At 48.0% G+C, this 19,066-nt stretch carries 15 protein-coding genes; 13 read left to right on the top strand and 2 right to left on the bottom strand.

All coding sequences use genetic code 11. The features are described 5' to 3' along the window. Positions 1 to 4: 4 nt before the first annotated feature. From GPL15_RS01530 to GPL15_RS01510, 5 genes are all read left to right on the top strand, one after another. The gene (locus tag GPL15_RS01530) at positions 5 to 835 is read left to right on the top strand and encodes a helix-turn-helix domain-containing protein (RefSeq protein WP_215695266.1); all 831 of its coding nucleotides are present in this window, start codon (positions 5 to 7) and stop codon (positions 833 to 835) included. A gap of 1 nt (position 836) precedes the next feature. Continuing rightward, positions 837 to 1,604 carry a 3-ketoacyl-ACP reductase gene (locus tag GPL15_RS01525; protein WP_215695265.1) on the top strand — a complete coding sequence of 256 codons (768 nt, stop codon included), beginning with the start codon at positions 837 to 839 and terminating at the stop codon, positions 1,602 to 1,604. A 21-nt stretch (positions 1,605 to 1,625) separates the two neighbouring features. Then, entirely contained in the window at positions 1,626 to 3,599 is a 1,974-nt protein-coding gene (locus GPL15_RS01520; RefSeq protein WP_215695264.1) for an FAD-binding protein, read from the top strand. 93 nt (positions 3,600 to 3,692) lie between these two features. Continuing rightward, a complete protein-coding gene (locus GPL15_RS01515) occupies positions 3,693 to 4,739 on the top strand; it encodes a LacI family DNA-binding transcriptional regulator (protein WP_215695263.1) in 1,047 nt (348 codons plus the stop codon). Beyond that, on the top strand, positions 4,736 to 5,137 hold the full coding sequence (locus GPL15_RS01510; protein ID WP_215695262.1) for a PH domain-containing protein: 402 nt from the start codon (positions 4,736 to 4,738) through the stop codon (positions 5,135 to 5,137). Before GPL15_RS01515 ends, GPL15_RS01510 begins: the two co-directional genes overlap by 4 nt. Before the next feature lie 311 nt (positions 5,138 to 5,448). On the opposite strand, the gene GPL15_RS01505 is transcribed toward GPL15_RS01510, so the two are convergent. Further along, positions 5,449 to 6,345 carry an AraC family transcriptional regulator gene (locus GPL15_RS01505; protein ID WP_346344877.1) on the bottom strand — a complete coding sequence of 299 codons (897 nt, stop codon included), beginning with the start codon at positions 6,343 to 6,345 and terminating at the stop codon, positions 5,449 to 5,451. A 179-nt stretch (positions 6,346 to 6,524) separates the two neighbouring features. On the opposite strand from GPL15_RS01505, the gene GPL15_RS01500 reads away from it, so the two are divergent. After that, the gene (locus tag GPL15_RS01500) at positions 6,525 to 8,801 is read left to right on the top strand and encodes a glycogen/starch/alpha-glucan phosphorylase (protein WP_215695261.1); all 2,277 of its coding nucleotides are present in this window, start codon (positions 6,525 to 6,527) and stop codon (positions 8,799 to 8,801) included. Between the two features lie 147 nt (positions 8,802 to 8,948). Here GPL15_RS01500 and GPL15_RS01495 read toward each other — a convergent pair whose 3' ends face one another. Then, complete coding sequence (locus GPL15_RS01495) at positions 8,949 to 10,583, bottom strand: AAA family ATPase (RefSeq protein WP_215695260.1); 1,635 nt, start codon at positions 10,581 to 10,583, stop codon at positions 8,949 to 8,951. A gap of 188 nt (positions 10,584 to 10,771) precedes the next feature. On the opposite strand from GPL15_RS01495, the gene GPL15_RS01490 reads away from it, so the two are divergent. From GPL15_RS01490 to GPL15_RS01460, 7 genes are all read left to right on the top strand, one after another. Further along, positions 10,772 to 11,485 (top strand): LytTR family DNA-binding domain-containing protein, encoded by a 714-nt coding sequence (locus GPL15_RS01490; protein WP_215695259.1) that lies wholly within the window; start codon positions 10,772 to 10,774, stop codon positions 11,483 to 11,485. Continuing rightward, the gene (locus tag GPL15_RS01485) at positions 11,486 to 12,811 is read left to right on the top strand and encodes a sensor histidine kinase (protein WP_215695258.1); all 1,326 of its coding nucleotides are present in this window, start codon (positions 11,486 to 11,488) and stop codon (positions 12,809 to 12,811) included. 393 nt (positions 12,812 to 13,204) lie between these two features. Continuing rightward, positions 13,205 to 14,017, top strand: a complete 813-nt coding sequence (locus tag GPL15_RS01480; RefSeq protein ID WP_215695257.1) for an MBL fold metallo-hydrolase — start codon at positions 13,205 to 13,207, stop codon at positions 14,015 to 14,017. Positions 14,018 to 14,051: 34 nt separating this feature from the next. Then, positions 14,052 to 15,137 (top strand): tripartite tricarboxylate transporter substrate-binding protein, encoded by a 1,086-nt coding sequence (locus GPL15_RS01475; RefSeq protein ID WP_215695256.1) that lies wholly within the window; start codon positions 14,052 to 14,054, stop codon positions 15,135 to 15,137. 20 nt (positions 15,138 to 15,157) lie between these two features. Continuing rightward, positions 15,158 to 15,625 (top strand): tripartite tricarboxylate transporter TctB family protein, encoded by a 468-nt coding sequence (locus tag GPL15_RS01470; protein ID WP_215695255.1) that lies wholly within the window; start codon positions 15,158 to 15,160, stop codon positions 15,623 to 15,625. Between the two features lie 19 nt (positions 15,626 to 15,644). Next, positions 15,645 to 17,141, top strand: coding sequence for a tripartite tricarboxylate transporter permease (locus GPL15_RS01465; protein ID WP_215695254.1), 1,497 nt, complete (start codon positions 15,645 to 15,647; stop codon positions 17,139 to 17,141). Between the two features lie 63 nt (positions 17,142 to 17,204). Beyond that, positions 17,205 to 18,947 carry a CocE/NonD family hydrolase gene (locus GPL15_RS01460; protein WP_215695253.1) on the top strand — a complete coding sequence of 581 codons (1,743 nt, stop codon included), beginning with the start codon at positions 17,205 to 17,207 and terminating at the stop codon, positions 18,945 to 18,947. Positions 18,948 to 19,066: the final 119 nt, after the last annotated feature.

Below are 19,066 nucleotides of genomic sequence, written 5' to 3'. Positions count from 1 at the left end.
GGCTATGGAAGATTTCTGGATCGAACATCGGTACAGTTCATGTAATTATCAGCTCAGGCATCATTATGAATATACATATCAGATTCTGTTTCTGCTTTCCGGGAGAATTTCTTATCAGGTTGGAGAAAAGAAATATGAGGTGTCCCGGGGCGGCATGATCGTGCTGAACACGTTGGAGGAACACACCCTTGAAGTGCTGGAATACCCATATGAGCGCTATATCATCCAAATCGCTCCGACATTTTTCCGGAATGAGGTGAAATATCCGGAAATCATATCCATTTTCATCCGCCGTCCCGCAGATTTTTCCCACCTGCTGACATTCAAGGAGCCGGTTTGGAACGATATTTACGGTCTGGTTCAGGAAATGGAGAGGGAATATCTGGGAAGACGCCCTTATTGGGACATGTATGTGGGAGCGGATCTCAGGAAAATGTTCATCACCATTTTCCGGGAGTGCGAAAAGGCCCTGTCGGTGAAGAAAATGAACTCGTCCACGGAGATTGCTTACCGGGTGATGAACTATCTGGAACACCATTATACGGAGGACATTTCCCTGGACAGCGTGGCGGCGGCCCTGTATTTAAACAAGAATTATATCGCCCATGTATTCAAAGATGAGACGGGTTACAGCCCTATGGATTATACGATTTCTCTGAGAATGAGCCATGCGAAGGCCCTCCTGATGGAGACGAACCAGAGCATTTCCGATATCGCGGAGAAATGCGGTTATACGGATTTTGCCTATTTTTCCAAACAGTTTAAGAAAAATACGGGATTTTCTCCCACCGTGTTCAGAAAATCGGAGATTAACAGGATGGAGGACAGAAAATAACATGAAAAGGACTGCAATCGTAACAGGCGGAAGCCGGGGAATCGGATACGCCATAGCAAAACAGCTTGGATTAGACGGCTGCCAGGTGGTGGTCATGGCTACAGGGGAACAGAAAAACTACCGGGAAGCCTTAGAGCATCTGACCAGTCTGGGAATTGACTGGCATTATGTGAGAGGGTCCGTCGATGACAGGGAAAGCCGGGAAAGGGTTGTAAAAGAGACGGTGGAACATTTCGGCAGAATCGACATATTGGTCAACAACGCAGGGGTGGCCCCCAGGGAGAGAGCTGATCTGTTGGAGATGACGGAAGAGAGCTTTGACCGGGTGATGGGAATTAACGCCAAAGGAACCCTGTTTTTAACCCAGCTTGCGGCAAAGCAGATGATCGGCCAGGAGCAGGTGTTTGCCAATAAAGGCCATATCGTAAATGTGGGTTCCTGCTCGGCGGAAGTTTCATCCATATCCCGGGGCGAATACTGCATTTCAAAGGCAGCGGTATCCATGATGACCACACTGTTCGCCGACCGCCTGGCCTCCGAGGGAATTGTGGTAAATGAAGTGCGCCCCGGTGTGATCGCAACAGACATGACCAGCGTAGTCACGGAAAAATACGACCGGATGATTGAGGACGGAGTATTTCCCATCGCCCGTTGGGGACGGCCGGAAGACGTGGCGGACATGGTCAGCCTGTTTTGCTCGGACAGGGTTCTCTACACCACCGGCAATCATGTGGATGTGGACGGAGGATTCCATATTAAACGGCTGTAAGATCCATAAAACGGAGGAAATATGAGAGTACATGAACTTAGAATCGAACATGTGGTAATAGGATCCGGGGCAGCAGGATTTCAGGCAGCTCTCCGCCTGCACCAATTCGGGGAAACGGACCTGGCGGTGATCACGGAACACATCAATGCCGGAACGTCCAGAAACACGGGATCGGATAAACAGACCTACTATAAACTGTCCCTGGCAGGCCGGGACTTCGATTCGGTCCGCTCCATGGCTGAAGATCTGTTTGCCGGCGGGTGCGTCGACGGCGACCAGGCTCTGTGTGAGGCGTCCTTGTCTCCCCGGTGTTTTTTCAGCCTGGTGGAATCCGGGGTTCCCTTTCCCTGTACGGAATATGATGAGTTTATGGGATATAAAACAGATCACGACCGGGGACGGCGTGCGGCCAGCGCCGGGCCATACACGTCCAGGATCATGACGGAATGCCTGGAAAAACAGGTAAAAGAAAAGGACATTCGGATTCTGGATCAGATGCAGGCAGTCCGCCTGCTGGTGAAAGACGGGATTTTGTATGGCGTATTGTGTCTGGATAAAAGTTCTTCAAAAGAGGCGTCTTACGTTCTGGTCTGGTGTAAAAACCTGATTCTGGCAACCGGCGGTCCGGCGGGCATGTACCATGACAGCGTCTATCCCGTTTCCCAGCTGGGGGCGGGAGGCCTTGCTTTTGAAGCGGGGGTGAAAGGGAAAAACCTGACGGAATGGCAGTTTGGAATGGCCTCTTTAAATCCCAGGTGGAATGTCAGCGGAACCTATATGCAGGTGCTTCCCACATTTCTGTCCACGGATCAGGAGGGAAATGATGAGAGGGAATTTTTAACGGATTATTTTGAAAAACCAGAGGAAATGCTTTCCCTGGTCTTCCTGAAAGGTTATCAGTGGCCGTTTGATGTGAACAAGATTTACGGCGGTTCGTCAGTGATTGACTTATTGGTATATCAGGAAACCATACTGAAAGGCAGAAGGGTATTCCTGGATTTCACACGGAATACGAAAGATCAGGAAATCCCTTTCGAAAAGCTGCTGCCAGAAGCCTATGATTATCTGAAACAGGCCGGGGCCTTGTTCGGAACGCCGGTTGAGAGGCTGAGACAGATGAATGAGACTGCAATCGGGTTTTACCGGGATCATCATGTGGATTTATACCGGGATAAGCTGGAAATCGCTGTATGCGCCCAGCACAATAACGGTGGAATCGCCACGGACGCTTTCTGGGAGACGGACATTCTGGGCCTGTTTGCCGTGGGGGAAGCCTGCGGAAGCCATGGGGTGACCCGGCCGGGAGGCACTGCTTTAAATGCGGGACAGGTTGGGGCGCTGCGGGCTGCCGGGCGCATCCATTACAGGAAACTTCATGGAGAACAGCGGGGAAGCTGCCCGGAAATGGGGGAAGCAGAGCTTAGAAAAGAGGCGGAGCTTGGAATGGAAGCGGAATTGAGAAAAGAAGCGGCCCGTTTTATGGAACTGCCGGAACGGGCATCCGGGACCTGCACTCTCTCAGAACTGTGGAACAGGGGAACCAGACGGATGAGCGCGTCCGGCGGGATGATCAGGAGCAAAGAAGGGCTTAACGAGGCTTTGGAGGCCGCAGACAGGGAGTTTGGGGACTTTCTAAAACTGGCCGGGAAACCGGATGTCCGTCAGCTTCCCATGTTTTACCGGCTTCGTGACATGCTTTTATCCCAAAAAGTTTATCTCAGCGCCATGCTGGATTATGCCAAAAGCGGGGCCGGCAGCAGAGGGTCCGCGCTGTATACGGACAGCAGAGGGGAGAAACCGGATGAACGGTTTCCTGATCTGTACCGGTGCAGGCCGGATCATGGGGCCCATGACGGCATCATCCAGGAAATAGTCTGTCAGGACGGCGTATGCAGCGCCGGATGGCGGCCCGTCCGGCCCCTCCCGGAAGCTGATTATTTCTTTGAAAACCAGTGGAAATTATACCGTGAGAGGAATCTGCTCACCGGTCCTTAATTGGTCTTGCGGTATGAACTGTCTGCCTGTTATAATTTGAGGTAGCCGCATAAGACGGCGGTTTCAAATGAAAAACAGGGAAGGCGGTTCAACATGGATCAGATTACAATCAAAGAAGTGGCAAAACTCTGCGGAGTGGGAATCAGCACCGTGTCCCGGGCCATCAACAATCACCCGGATATCAATGCGGAAACCAAGAAAAAGATCATGCGGGTGATCGAAGAACAGAATTACATCCCCAATAACAGCGCCAGGAATTTAAAGCGTGTGGAATCGAAAATGATTGTTGTTTTGATGAAGGGGATTACGAATCCATTTTTTAACCGGATGATTAAAATTTTTGAAAACAGGATCGTGAGATATAAATACAGCATTCTGATCCATCATGTGGATGAGGAGGAAGACGAGGTGACAGCGGCTCTCCGGCTGGAAAAGGAGAAAAAGCCCGGCGGCATGATCTTTTTAGGCGGGAAAGCGGATCATGAAGAAGAAAAGCTGAAAAGTCTGAAAGCCCCGTTTGTCATGTGCGCCTGCCGCCTGAACCCGGATATCGATAAAACTTTGTATTCCTCTGTTTCCATTGATGATGTAAACGCGTCGTATGAGATGGTTTCCCACTTAATCAGCCAGGGCCACCGCCGGATCGCCATAGCTGCCGCCAGAAAAGAAGATACTGCTGTCGGCAAAATGAGGCTGGCCGGGTATAAAAAAGCTTTGGCGGATCACAATATTCCATACCGCGAAGAGCTGGTGATCCATCAGGATGCGGAAACGGACGCGTATTCCATGTCCGGCGGATACAGCGCCGCCAAGCGCTTTTTGGAATCAGGAGCTGGTGCCACTGCGATTTTTGCCATTTCTGACGTCACCGCTTTCGGCGTCTGCCGGGCCCTGGCTGATGCGGGAAAAATGATCCCCGGAGACATTTCCGTAGCCGGATTTGACGGGATCGAGATGGCAGAATATTACTGCCCGTCCCTCACTACCATGAAACAGCCTTGCGACCAAATGGCGCTGGAATCTGTGGAACTGCTGTTTGACCTGATGGACGGACGGTGTGTAAATAAGCAGATCGTATTTGAAGCCCAACTGGTAACAGGAGAATCCACAGCAGCAGTTATGACAGGAGGTAAGAGATGAGACTAAAAGGTAAAATAGCAGCCTGGTTCTGGCTGATCTTTATCGGAGGCAATCTGTTAATGCTCTACGAACTTCTATTTTCCCGTGACAGCATCATTGCTTTAATGATCGGAGCCCTGGTTTTTAACGTGGTTTTTCTCCCGATTATTGTCCGGAATTATGTAGAAATCAACGACGGCGTACTTACTCTTGCCTTTGGTTTTGGCAAAGATTCAATCAAAATCAGAGATATTACAGAAGTCAGCCAAACCCACAACCCAATCGCCTCCAGCGCCGCATCCCTGGACCGTATTGTAATTAAAGGGAATGGAAAAGAAATGATCTGTTCCGTATACGACAAAGACTGCCTGTTCCAGGAAATTAAAAAACAAAATCCATTGGTAATACTTCGTGGGTAGCGGGAAAAAGTGCAGCGGAGGGCGGCAGAAGGACTTGCCCGGGCTTTGTTCCAGGCCCTGTCCCCTCATATAGCCTCCCATATGACTATGCAGGACATTAGAAACTGTTAGCGCGTAGGATTTTTCGTTCTGAGGGAAAGAGCCGCTTGTTTGAACGAAGTGAGTTGCGGTCTTTCCCGAAGGCTTTTAGAAAAATTCTGCACGCTTACAATTTCTTATGTCCGAATCCGGAATATGGGAGGCTATATGAGGGGACAGGGCCTGGAACAAAGCCCGGGCAAGTCCTTCTGCCGCCCTCCGCTGCATTTTTTCTACCTCCCCCCATTATTTTTACGGTATTTCCCCGGCGCCGTCTGATATTTCTGCCGGAACAGCCTGTTAAAATAAGAGATATTATCAAATCCGCATTTCTGCGCTACCGCCGTCACCGGTTCTTCCGATGCCAAAAGCAGGCGTCCGGCCTGGATCATACGGTAGTCATTTAGATATTCTGTGAAAGGCATCCCCATATACTGTTTAAAGTATTTCATGAAATGAGAATTGCTGTAATAGCACATGGCCGCCGCGTCTTCTATGGTGATCTTTTCTCCGTAATGGTCTTCGATATATCCCAAAAGCTGTTTCATACGTTCCCGGGATTTCTTAGGTTTTTCCGCCGGTTTCCAATAATTTCCCCTGAATATCAGATATAAAAACTGGAACAAAAGCCCTTTTACAGCCAGTTGGTATCCAAAAGGCCGGTCCCTGCCCAGATCGTCCAATTGGCTGATGAATTCTGAAAATTTCTTATATCCGGTCAAATCCCTTTTTATATGGAGAGGGCGGCAGGCTGTTTCTTCCATCAGCGGCATCAGAAATTCCTGTGTGCAGAGGTCCTGGTTTCCCGATTCAAGCATGTGGGGGAGAAATATAATATTTTCATACTCCACCGTTTGAGCGTTCTTTTGTCCGATTCCATGGAGCTGGCCCGGAAATACCACAATGGCCTCCCCCTCCCAAACCTCATAGAACACCGTATCCACGGTGATTGCGGCGCATCCCTTTTTCACCGCAATGATTTCCAGTTCCTCATGCCAGTGCACCCCCACCTGGGGAAAGTCCAGGGGAATGGAGCAGGGATAGATATTAAAAGGAAACTCTTTCCCAGCGTGTTCCTTTACCTCATGATAGTCTCTGTAATGTTCCCGTTCCGGTATCTTCATGTCCATTCCTGCCTTTCTATTAATTGATAGTATTGTACAATAATAAAACATGATTATGCAAGAAAAAATGGAGTGATTATTTTAAAATACAGATAAAAGTACAAAATGTAATCTATAATAACAGCCAAGGCCGTTGTCTGACAGACAGCCACAAACCGCTCCAATCATGAAAGGAAGATCACACTATGAATAGAAATGAATTAGAAAAGATGCTCAAAGACATTTGCGGCAAAGAACTGGAATCCTGCACCAATGAAGAACTGTACACAGGACTTCTCACCATCGTACAGAATATGGCAGGAAAAAAAGAAACCAATGCGGGTAAGAAAAAGCTTTACTACATTTCTGCCGAATTCCTCATCGGAAAACTGCTTTCCAACAACATGATCAATCTTGGAATTTACGATGATGTGAAATCACTTCTGGCCGCCCATGGAAAATCCCTGAGCGCCGTAGAGGAAGTGGAGCCGGAGCCGTCCCTTGGAAACGGGGGCCTGGGCCGTCTGGCCGCCTGCTTTCTGGATTCCATCGCGACTTTGGGCCTCAATGGGGACGGTGTGGGCCTGAATTACCATTTCGGCCTGTTCAAACAGTATTTTAAGGACAACAAGCAGGATGAACAGCCCAATCCATGGATCACCAATACATCCTGGCTGACGAAAACAGATGTTGCCTATCGGATTCCATATAAAAATTTCACCCTCACATCCAGAATGTACGACATCGAAGTGACCGGCTATAACAACCGCACCAACAAGCTCCATTTGTTCGATGTGGAGACAGTGGATGAATCCCTGGTGGAAAATGGCATCGAATTCGACAAAACGGATATCGAAAAGAATCTGACCCTGTTCCTCTATCCCGACGACAGCGACAGGGCCGGTCAGGTCCTCCGCATTTACCAGCAGTATTTCATGGTCAGCAATGGAGCCAGGCTGATTCTCGACGAAGCCCGGGCCAAGGGATCTGATCTTTACGACCTGCCGGATTATGCCGTGATCCAGATCAACGACACCCATCCAACCATGATCATTCCGGAATTGATCCGCCTCCTCACCACTGAACACGGAATGGAGATGGACGACGCCATTGAGATCGTCAGCAAGACCTGCGCATATACCAACCACACCATTCTGGCGGAGGCACTGGAAAAATGGCCCATGGATTATTTCAAAGAAACCGTGCCCCAGCTGATTCCCATCATGGAAGTACTGGACGATAAAGTCCGCAGGAAATTCGATGATCCGTCCGTATATATCATTGATAAAAGCGAGCGGGTTCACATGGCCCATATTGATATCCACTACGGTTTCAGCGTAAATGGAGTTGCCGCCCTTCATACGGATATATTAAAAGAGACGGAACTGAATAATTTCTATGCCATTTATCCTGAGAAATTCAATAATAAAACCAATGGAATCACCTTCCGAAGATGGCTGATGCACTGCAACCCGGAATTAACGGAACTGATCACCTCCCTGATCGGGGACGGATATAAAAAGGATGCTTTAGAGCTGGAAAAATTGGGCAGCGAAGAACTGAAGGAAAACAAACAGGTTCTCACCAGGCTTCTGGAGATAAAAGACGGAAAGAAAGCGGAACTGGCAGAATATCTGAAACAGACCCAAAACCTGGAACTCAACCCTGCCTCCATTTTTGACATCCAGATCAAACGCCTTCATGAATACAAGAGACAGCAGATGAACGCTCTGTATCTGGTGCACAAATATCTGGAGATCAAGGCGGGGAAAAAGCCGAAAACACCGATTACCGCCATATTTGGCGCTAAGGCGGCGCCTGCTTATACGGTTGCCAAAGACATTATCCATATGATTCTCTGCTTACAGCAGATCATCGACCAGGACCCGGAAGTGAAACCATATCTGAATGTGGTTATGGTCAGCAATTACAATGTCACCCTGGCGGAAAAACTGATTCCGGCCTGTGATATCTCGGAGCAGATTTCCCTGGCCTCCAAAGAAGCCAGCGGCACAGGCAATATGAAATTCATGCTGAACGGCGCGGTGACGCTGGGAACGGAAGATGGAGCCAATATGGAAATCCATCGTTTGGTGGGAGATGATAATATCTACATTTTCGGAGATTCCAGCGAGACGGTAATTGAACGGTATAAAGCGGAAACTTACTGCTCCAAGGATTATTATGACAAGAATCCGGCGATTAAAGAAGCTGTGGACTTCATCGTAGGAGAGGAAATGATGGCCGTTGGCTGCAAGGAGAATCTGGAAAATCTCTATCATGAACTGCTCACAAAAGACTGGTTTATGACATTCCCGGATTTCGACGCCTACTGTGAAGCCAAGGAAACTGCTTTCCGGGATTATGAAAACCGGATGGAGTGGGCTGGGAAAATGATGGTTAATATCAGCAAGGCGGGATTCTTCTCTTCCGACAGGACGATTGAGGAGTATAACAGGGATGTTTGGAAATTGGAGAAATGATTGTGTGGATTGATAGAACTGATTCCTGAGGTAAATTACATGAAATGCATATAAAAGTTGTCGATGCAGGAAATGCGGGCACATTTAAAATGTGTTCACATTAAAAATGTGTTCGCATTTCCTGCATTTATGGGAAGATGAATTATTTTAAAGATCAAGTTTCTTATACGTAAGCTGACACTTTTTCTTATCATGGGCCAGGCCGACGCAGATTGTTGTTCCTTTCAATCCACAGTAGTATTTCTGCTCAATAATCTGCTCTAAAGCCTGTTCTGCCAAATTTTCAATATCCGGACCCTGTTTAAATTCAACGATTATATTCGGCTTTTTCGGAATTAATGCACGCAGAGTGATATCGCTGCGGCCATACCCGGCTTCAAGGTTACTGGTCACTTCGTAATTACCACGGAGTGTTATACACATTCCCAAAAACAGCATATGATAAGCGTTCTCTCTGGCATCCATATAACTGGTGCAGGAAATAACGATATCTTTATACAAAGAAAAGAATGTGTCCATCTTTCCCTGCAGCAGGCAGGACAGCATCTGTCTCAAGTCCTGCCCATCAATTCCTGCTATCTCTGTAACCAACATCTGAAATTCTGCCATTACCTCTTCATTCGGTATGCGTACAACTGCTGAATTAAAATCAATCCGTTTAACGATGGTAATATATCCGGCATTAGCCAAAAGCCCCCACAGGCTGTAGTTGCTCTCACGCTCCACAAAAGAAGTATCCAATGTCAGCCAGACTGTAGTTGACTTCCCCGCGGCCAGTTCGTCAAACCGGTCCCAAAAGTTTTTATCTGCATGTGACAGAGCTTTGCGCACAAGAAAGTTCGAAGATGTCCTTACCCAATAGTTTCCCAGGCAGCCCCTTTTTGCATAATTCAGAATGGACCATGGATTGTACATTTCAAATCCGCCAATCTGATAGCCATTATACATCTTCTGTACTTCATCGGTTAGCTCCAATCCATATTCTTGTAAGAGCTGATCCACCTCCAATGGCGTCATTCCAAAATATGGTGCATACTCACGATCAATTACAGTATAAATCTGTGGATTGTTCAACTGAGAAAAAATACTCTCTTTTGCCACTCGCTGAATACCTGTGAGCAGTGCCTGCTTCAAGAATGGGTTTCCCTTCATAGCTGCACCGTAAAAAGTAGAGAAAAATGCCCCCAGTTCATCGTGATAGCCGTATTCGTAACTGCTCATGATTGGCTGGTCATATTCGTCAATGAGGAGGATTGGTTTTTCTCTAAAACAGGCTTCTACCGTGCGCGTTAAATCAACCAGGCAGTTTGTCAGATAAATATAGGAAGATTTCTTATCTTTTAATGTATCTAAAATATCAAAAAAATTCTCTCTGTCAAATGATTCTGCAGGCAGCTTTGCCACAACATCAGCATATCGTAAATACTCCCGCAGCAGCTCCCGCTTTAAAGTAAAAATCAGCTCCTCCACGGTTGCGCCCCTGCAGTTTTTAAAAGTAAAATATATGACTGGCAGGGAATTAATCCGCGCTGCATAGGGGGTTTCCATAATAGCAAGACCTTCAAACAGCCGCCGGCTGTCAGCCATAATATCAAAAAATTCTTTCAGCATCGTTATATTAAGGGACTTTCCAAACCGGCGCGGACGGGCAATCAAAGCCACCTTGTCACCCATTTCCAGGAAATCCTTAATCATCAGGGATTTATCTACATAGTAATAATCCAGTTCCCGGACCTCACGGAACTCATCATTACCAATTGGCAATTTTTTCTTCTGAATCACGTAATCGCCTCCTCTCAAATAACAGATACTCACTATTTGTATCATACCACAAAAAGGATTAGATTAACAGTTTAATTGCAGTATCCAAACCTGTACCATGCTCCGTCGTCCATCTTTTGTCCTTCCGATTAACAGTTGCTTAACCGTTAAAATTTCGTTAAAATAAACCCTAAAGGGGGTAAGGTGAAATGAGGATTCGTTTTGCTGTTTGTGAAGATGAAAAGGATGCCGCAGAAGTCCTGAACGGCTATATAGATACACTCTGCGCCTCATTAGGGGAAGAGGCGCAGATTTTCGTTTTTAACAGCGGGGAGGAGCTTTTGGAAAACTATCCTGAAAAGCTGGATATCCTGCTGTTAGACATAAAGATGGGAGAGTTAGACGGGATTGAGACGGCGAAGAAAATCCGGGAGCAGAAAAAGGATGTATGCATTATTTTTATCACTTCCATGGCCCAGTACGCCATAGAAGGATACCGGGTGCGGGCCTTCAGCTTTCTGACCAAGCCGGTTCAGTATGAGGATTTCAGAATTGAAGTGACCGCTGCCATAAAGAAACTGAAAGAAGCCAGGGGGAAGGAGCTTCTCATCAGGGAAGGGCAGAAGGTGTACCGGGTCAGATCCGCGTCCATTTATTATATAGAAGTTCAGAACCATAAAGTGATTTTACATCTGAAAGACCGCGCGTTAAGTTTTCATGGAAAGATTTCCGGCCTGGAAGAAGAACTGAAGGGCTGGGGATTTGGACGGTGCCATGTGGCGTTTTTAGTTTCTTTCAGATATGTGGCCTCCGTATCGGCCGAAAGTTTAACACTTCATAATGGGGAACAGATCCCTGTCAGCAGGAACCGGAAAAAGGAGTTTTTGAAGGGAATGGCGGAATATCTGGGGGGGACTGTATAGATGGCTCATGATGTAGTTAAGATTGTGCTCAGAATGTTTAACGATATGTTTTCCGTGGTCTATTTTTTCTGGCCTATGAAAGACCAAAAGACCGGAGCTATCCAAAAATGCGCCGGTTTTTTTGTGCTGCTGGGGATGATAGTCACCGTTTGGCCGGAACATATGTGGCCTTATCTCCAGGTCGAAACCGTGGCTGCCAGATTCGCGATCCGGTGTGTCATCACCTTTTTGTATTTAGTACTGCTGAAGGAGGGAAAGATCGCAAAGAAACTGTATCTGGTTCTGCTGCTCACCATTATTTATACCAATTTCACCAATATTTTTATGGCGTCACCTTTTATTGAATTCAGGACGGAAGAGACGCCGGTTTTTTCAAATTCCGTTGTTAACGTGATTTTTGTCCATCTGGTTCAATTTATAGTTCTTTACCTGATGCTGCGCCTTGTGCGGAAGGAATGTGAGTTCAATTCGGAGAGAAAGAACAATACATTTTTTATCGGCATCTACCTGTTCATTTCCCTGGTGATCATCTATATGAAACAGTCCATGAAGTTCCGGTATGATTACCAGAACACGTTCCATGCCCTGTCGGAAATGAGCATTTATTACTATGCCCTGGTGGTGCTGGTGCTGGCAGCGGTGGTTGTGATGGAGCGTTTTTCCAAGACCGAGGGAAAGCGGCGGGAGCTGGAGGTGATGCTGTCCCTCCAGAATTACCGCTATCAGGCCCTGATGGAACGGGAAAAAATAGAAACAAAACTCCGCTGTCTGCAGCATGACATGAAGAACCATTTGCTGGCCATTCAAAAAATGGCGGATGACAACACACAGGTAAAATCCTATATCAAACAGATGCAGAAGGAGTTAGAAGAGACCACTCTGGCCGCGGAAACCGGAAATAGGGTGATTGACGGCCTGATGGCTGAAAAGCTGCAATGGGCTCAGGAACAGGGAATCCGCATGAATGTGAACATGGATTTGAGACAGTCCGGTTTTATCAAAGAAATTGATCTCTGCGCCATTGTGTCCAATGCCGTGGACAATGCCATTGAAGCGTCCATTCAGGTAAGGGACGAGGACAAAAGAAGGATCTATATCAAGGCCGGGACCGTCCAGGGATATCTGGTATTCCGTTTTATGAATTATTTTGAAAATGATCTGGTCATGGACGGGGAGAGGCTGGTTTCAAGCAAAATAGACGATAAACTCCATGGAATCGGGATACTCAGCATTGGATATGCGCTGGATAAATACCACGGGAGTTATTCAGCGGAGGTGGATGACAACCACTATTTTGTGCTGAAAATTGTGATGCCTGTGCCATAGAATCAGATATTATCCTTACCGGGAATCAGGCTTTGTTCAGCCATTCGTACATTAGCCTGATTCCCGGTTTCAACTGCTCTGTGTTTTCTGCTGATTAAATGGGGGCCGGCGCTTGATTTTAGCTGTGCAATTCCATTTTATCTTTTACATCTGCACTTGTCTGCAAATTCACACGGATATCCCATTTCCTGGTATTCCATTTCCCGGCAAGCTGGATAGGAAGCCAGAAGATTATTCACCCTCCACTCAGCCAACTACGTCTGAAAAAAGACCAACTGCGTCAAAGTGATTGAAAAAAGCTGGTAAATATAATACATTTTGTACAAAACAACGGTACTGTTATAAAAATTTAAAAAATAGCAGTAAAAATTACCAACTAAAAAAGGAGGAACCATGTCTAAACTATCAATTCGCTGGATCTATGAAGCCTGTTATGAAATGATCCTGCCGGGAGGGGAACACATCATTACCGATCCGGATATCACCGTTCACAAATTCCCTGAATTTTCGGCGGAACAGTTTGAAAGGGCGGATTACATACTCTGCACCCACACTCATTTTGACCACACGTCGGACATTGGATATCTGTCTGAAAAATTTCAGCCCAAATTGATGATCGGAGAACAGTCAGCTATGCCGCTGGCCCGTTTTTTCAATCTTTCCTTTGCCAATCTCTACCCGGTGGGCAATGGGGAAAACTATGATTTCGGCAATGTGAAGTTTCAGTTTTACAGGGCGAAGCATACCCGCCTATTGGACCCGGTAAGAGGCAGGCCGGAGAGCACTCTTGGCACGACGATGCGGAATTTCGGAATCGATGGACATGGAGTACCGGATCAGTTTGGATGGCTGGAAAGCTATCACATTTTAATGACTTTGTCCAACAATTTGAGGATCATGATGGTCAGCGGATACGCGGTGAACCGGGAAATTTACAGGATTGGCAGGGAATTTTGCCCTAACATTCTGATCCGCCAGACCGCGTTTAACAGCCCTGAGGAATATGCGCGGGAATGCGCTGAATTCGGCGCAGCCATTGTGCTGCCCCACCATCATGAAAAGGTGGAAAACAAATGGAAAATGAGTTTTCAGGAAGCGGAGCAGAAAGTCCGGCAGGAACTGGACAAAGTGGGGGCTGACAGCAGATTTTGTTTCCCGGAACAGTATAAGTGGTATGAGATTGAATTGGGGATTCAGTTAAAATAAGTTACATAAAAATACATAAAGGAGTACAAAAACTATGAAAAAGAGATTGGCAGTAATTGTGGGGACAGTTATGGTTATGGGGCTGGCGCTGGCGGGATGCAGCGCTGAGGCGGCTAATTCGGCGGCAAAGGAACCGGCGTCAACGACTGCTGCGGCAGCGGAGAAAAAGGAAGAAACTGCCGCTTCTAAAGATCAGGGAGCAGAAGCGAAAGAGAGCCAGACAGAGGGAACCGGCCCTGAGATCAAATGGCCGGAAGAGAATATAACCCTTCATGTGCCGGGAAGCGCCGGAGGAGCCACGGATACGGCAGCCAGGATCGTGGGGGATTATCTGGAAAAGGCCGCCGGCGGCACTGTGGTGATCCAGAACGAGCCCACCGGCAGCGGGGCGGTTATGCTGGAAAGCATAAGAACATCCGATAATCCGGATTATCATATCGCAATGGTGGGAAGTCAGGGCGTGAACCTGTATCAGAACGGACAATATGAATACGATGTGAGGGACGAGGGGCAGTTTACAATCGTAAACCGGGTGATAACCGGGGCCCATTCCAACGCCATTGTGTGTTCTAAAGACGCGCCGTTTAAAACATTTGATGAATTTGTGAATTACGCCCATGAAAATCCAGGTAAAGTGAGGGTCGTTATATCATCCGGTTCCCTCAGCGAAGCTTATACGGCGATTCTCTGTAAAGGGCTGGATTTGGATGTAAAACTTTTGCAGGCATCCAGCAGTGAACAGGTGACCAATGTTTTGGGCGGCATGGCGGACATTTTCATCGCCTCTTACAATACGCTGGACGGCTATAAAGGAACCGGTGACCTGATACCGCTGGCATTTATTTCTAAGGAACGGGAAGCGGATTATCCCGATGTCCCGTCTTTTACGGATATCGGGCTGGGAGATAAAATTGTTACGGGAGGCCAGTTTATCATCGCATCCAAGGGAATGAGCCCGGATGTGGTTCAAAAATTAAATGACCTTTTACTCAAACTGCCGGAAGACCAGGAATTTGCGGACCGGGCAGAAACTACCAATAACCAGTTGGAAGTGCTGAACCATGAGGACAGCATTAAGATGTATGACGAAGTATTTGATATGTATGATGCGGTCAGATAAAGGCCGGAGAAATGGGGGAAATGATGCAGAAAGAAGTGAATAAAGACAGAATCCTGGGATTTATCATGCTGGCGCTCTCTCTGGTTTTCGCATACTATACCACCGGGATTAAACAGACCAACATTGTGGGAGATCCGGGCCCCCGGCTGTTCCCCTATGTGTCCTGTTTTATTATCGGTATTTTCAGCCTGGTGCTGATCGTGCGCAAGAACAGGACGCCTTATAAAGCCTATTTATCTCTGGAGCAGTGGAAACGTTTTTGGCTATTGTTCGGGATTTACCTGTTGAATTACGGAGCGCTGTATTGGCTGGGATATAAGGTTGCGGTTCCGATGACCGTATTTCTGACCTGTTTCCTGTTTTCTAAGGGAAGCGGAGTGGCCGTTTGGAAGAAAGTGCTCTATGTGGCGGCCGTGGCTGTCATCATGTATCTGCTGTATGTGAAACTGCTGGAAGTGAATCTGCCGGCAGGAAAATTCAGGCTGTAGAGGATGAAAGGAGGAAACAATGGCTGAAACAATGATCAGCGCCTTTAAAAATGTGGCGTCGCCCGTCGGACTGGTTTACATATTGCTGGGCGGAGTGGCTGGAATGGTGTTGGGAGCGATTCCGGGCCTTGGAGGCGGAATGCTGACCGTGGTTCTGCTTCCGCTGACCTATAAAATGGATCCCGGCCTGGCTCTGGGACTTTTGATGGCAATTTATATCGGCAGCACCTCGGGAAGCTGCATCGGTTCCATTTTGCTTGGAATCCCGGGAACCAGTTCGTCCATTCCCACCTGCTGGGACGGATACGAGTTTACGAAAAGAGGGGATCCGGTCCGCGCCCTCAGCGCGGCGGTAGTCAGCAATTTTATCGGCACCATGCCGTCCTTAATCCTGGCCATGTTTTTATGTCCGGTGATTGCCAAATGGGCGGTTAAACTGGGGCCGTGGGAATATTTTTCCCTTTGCTTCTGCGCCATTACCCTGGTCATCGCCTTATCTAAGGACGATTTGGTAAAGGGATTTATCTCCATGGGGCTGGCCCTTCTGCTGGGATGTGTGGGAACTGACCCGGTAGGGGGAGTAACACGGTTCACATTTGGAAATATGTATCTGCTGAACGGAATGAACATGGTCAATCTGCTGATGGGACTTTTCGCGGCCAGGATCATTTTAATGGAATATGCCAGGGATACTAAGAAAAAAGAGGCGGTCAATATTAAAGTGGACCGGTTTAGGTGGCCTGCCAAAGATATTAAGGAACATCTGCCTCTCATCGGGCGCTGCTTTGGCCTGGGGGCTGTGATCGGTTTTATGCCCGGGCTGGGAGCCGCAACGGCCAGCGTGCTGGCCTACGCCAATGAAAAAAATGCGGCGAAAGACAAGGAACAGTGGGGAAAGGGCGCAATCGGAGGTGTTATGGCCCCGGAAGTTGCCAATAATGCGGTGATCGGCGGGGCCATGACCCCTATGATCGCGTTGGGAATTCCGGGAAATGGCGCTATGGCCTATTTTATTACGGCGATGAGCATCCATGGAATCAACGCAGGCCCTCAGCTCCTTCTGCAGAATACAAAGGTAGTTTATACTCTTTATATCGCAGCCATGCTGGCGACTGTGGTCGTGCTGATCGCACAGATGGCGGGAATGCCGTTATTTCCAAAAATGCTGACCACGCCCTATCATTTCCTCTATCCGATCATCATTGTGGTGGCATTTCTGGGCGCTTATCTGACGTCGAACAATGTATTTTCCGTATTAGTGGCCCTGTTTGCATGTCTGCTGGGGGTATTTATGGGATATTTCAAGATTCCGGTCATGCCGTTTATGATGACATATATATTGGGAAGTCTGCTGGAGACGAATCTGCGCCGGGCATTTAACTATGGTGAACATGGGCTGCTGGATTTCTTTACAAGACCTGTCTCCTGTGTACTTTTGATTGCGGCCATGATCAGTATTGTATGGAATTTGTTTGGTGACAGGATAAAAGAGAGACTGAAGAATGGGAAAAGCTGATTTTGCATGGGCAGAGGGTGTGTGCGGGAAATATTGGAGATGCAGTGAGTAAGGAGGTTTGAAATGGAAGAGAAAATATCCGCGCCAGGCCGATATTCCGGTTATTCCGCCCCGGAGTATGACGGGGCAGAACGGTTCAGCCAATATGTGGCCATGAGAGACGGCACCAGGATCGCCGTGGACTATTACAGGCCGGTTAAAAATGGCGTTGTGGAGGAAAAACCTCTGCCGGTGGTCTGGCGGCTGACGCCTTATGGCCGCGCCCTCTATGAAAACGGCCGTCTGATTCCGGGAAGGACTTTAAAAGAGGATCCGGCTGGGGATGATTTGGAGAATATACAATGGGATATTATGGTGGATGTGCTCACGTCACATGGCTATATCGTAGGATACGCCGACTGCCGCGGCACAAAAGCTTCTGAAGGAGTGCGCTGGGCTGCAAACAGTGTGGAGGAAGCCATGGACGGCTATGAGATCAACGAGTGGTTCGCCTCTCAGCACTTCTGCGACGGCAGCACGGGAATGTTCGGCTCTTCCTATACCGGACAGACCCAGCTTGAGGTGCTGAGAACCTGTCCGCCCCATTTGAAAGCTGCCTGTGTCTGCATGACGGATTTCAACAAATACGATGGCTGGGTACGGGGCGGAATCGCCAGGGCCTTCGGCAGCCAGCCGGATCAGGACTGGAGGCAGGATATGGAGACAGCCGTTCCCGTGGATGGGGACGAGGGACGCACTCTGCTTCAAAAAGCCGCAGAACAGCATATTTATAACGACAGACAGATTCCGTTGTTTCAAAACCTGAAAAACCGGGATGACTGGTGTGAGGACAGTGACAGCCGGTACTGGAACCAGGTCAGCGCCAGCACCTATAAAGACCGGATCAACAGCGGAAGCGCGGCTGTCTACCTGATGGGCGGATGGTTTGACGTATTCCGCCGGGATACGGTTATCATGTACCGGAATCTGACCCTGCCGAAAAAGATGATCATCGGGCCATGGTTCCATACCCGGCCAAAACGGGAAGTGAGCCTGGTCATAGAACATCTTAGATTTTATGATTACTGGCTGAAAGGGATCGATAACAAGATCATGGAGGAAGATCCCATTTACATAAAAACTATTAATGGAGAACCGGGAAAGGACTGGACGTTTGTAAAAGACTGGCCTGTTTTCGGGGAAAAACCGATCCGTTTTTATCTCAGCGGGAAGCCGTCGGGGACTATTGAATCAGCTTTGGACGGAACCCTGACCGGCATGCCTTATGAAGAGATGGAAGGCAGCAGCAGTTATAAAGCGGTTTTCGATATCGGGGACGGGGTGGAGACGCCCTGTCCGGCAGATTTGGAAAAGAAGGCGGTTACCTATACCACAGAAGCCTTTGATAAGCCGGTTCATATCACCGGCCATGGCCTGGCTTCGGTATGGATCGCCGCTTCGGCGGAGGACACCGACCTGTTTGTGACGGTGACGGACGTTTCCCCGGACGGCGGTTCCAGACAGATGACAGACGGGCATTTAAGGGCGTCCAAGCGGCAGACCCATGTGCCGCCTTATGACTTTTTAAACCTGCCATGGCACAGGGGAAACCAACTGGATGAACAGAAGCTGCTGCCAGGGCGGCCTTACCGGCTGGAAATTGACCTGATGCCGGTTCATTATGTGGTGAAAGCGGGCCACAGGCTCCGGGTTTCCCTTACGTGTGCGGAAAAAGGATTTTATTTCCTGCAGCCGGAAGGGGATGTGGAGCTGACGGTTTTTCATAATAAGATTTATCCTTCTTATATGGAGTTTAGATTAGTGTGAAAAATAATCCTGATGGCTTATTTTTCACACCCCAATTTGTGCCGGAGCCACAAGTTTGAACCGCAGCTGAGAATCTGAAATTCTCAGCGCGCGCCTACGCAACGCAAAAATTTGCGTTA

This window comes from Clostridium sp. MCC353 (assembly GCF_018785315.1).
Taxonomy (GTDB): domain Bacteria; phylum Bacillota; class Clostridia; order Lachnospirales; family Lachnospiraceae; genus CHH4-2.
This window is presented reverse-complemented; position numbering and strand designations above follow the sequence as displayed.